This window comes from Telluria sp. ZT3P25, assembly GCF_059685895.1.
In genome coordinates this window covers 1-1,170 of the sequence record NZ_JCASIJ010000012.1, presented here as the reverse complement: position 1 = coordinate 1,170, position 1,170 = coordinate 1, and the positions used below count along the sequence as shown (strand labels likewise).

Here is a 1,170-nt window from a genome sequence, read left to right as displayed (position 1 = left end):
CTGCCGACCAATACCTCGAACCCGCTGCCGCAGCCGATGCGCGACTCGGTCCAGGTGTCGGCTGACCAGGCGTATTGATCGCCCCATAACGCAATCTTCATACCGGCCTGCCCCTGGCACGCCGGTATGAGGCTGTACAGACCACCATCAGAACATCATGAAACTCACCCATATCGCCGCAGCCGCAACCTTTGCCTTCGCCAGCTGCACCGCGTCAGCTACGGTACTCGATTCGCGCCTCCACGTGGACGATAGCTTTGTCGCCTACTTTTCGACCAACGATACCGAACTGGGCACGGCGTTCTCGTCCGGCAACCAGTGGGACCTGGCCTCGCTGGGCCAAGCTACCCTTGCCGCCGGCCAGGATTATTTCCTACACATCGTCGCGAACAACTTCGGTGCCATGGCCGGCGTTCTGGGCGAATTTGAATTGACCGACTCGACCCATATGTTCGTCAACGGTGCCCAGCGCCTGCTGACCAACACCGACGATTGGCTCGGCAACAACACGGGCTTCGATGGCAACTATGTGGAACTCGGCGACTACGGCTTCAATGGTTCGGAGCCGTGGTATTACCGCGACGATACGTCAACCGACGCCAAGTGGATCTGGGCCGGTCACAACGAGTGGAATGACGTGGCGTATTTCAGTACGAAGATCATTGCTGAGGGTGCGCGGGCAGATGCACCGTCGGACGTGCCGGAACCGACGTCGATTGCCTTGCTGGGCCTGGGCTTAACGGGTCTGCTGGTGGTGGGTCGTCGCAGGAACTGAATCGGATTCTGAATCGATCCTCGAAACGCCGACGCAAGTCAGCGTTTTTCATGATTTGGCGTTGCTGAGTTGTTGTCTCTGGCGATCATTATCCAGTTAGGCTAGTGAGGCCCCCGGCATCGCCGACGACAGGTTGTCGCACGCAATGGCACTGCCACCATTCTTTCAACCCATGTCATCGCCTTGCCATCGCTCATGTCGAGTATCTGAGTATGCTCCAGTTGGGGGAGTAGATGCTCGCCATCCCCTGTTTGCTAGCAGAGCGCATATGAATGAATCCTCTTCAACACGTACACGGCGTAAGCCGTCTTGACTATGGCTTGGCACCATATTCCCGATCCAATTTCAAAACGCATCCGCAGCCTCAGCTTGTGTCGTATGACCGCTTTTGGCCG

1 protein-coding gene is annotated in these 1,170 nt (G+C 57.5%); it reads left to right on the top strand.

Annotated features, from left to right (window positions below):
- The first annotated feature begins 157 nt into the window (after positions 1-157).
- Positions 158-775, top strand: coding sequence for a PEP-CTERM sorting domain-containing protein (locus AC56LY_RS24455; protein WP_499583719.1), 618 nt, complete (start codon positions 158-160; stop codon positions 773-775).
- Positions 776-1,170: the final 395 nt, after the last annotated feature.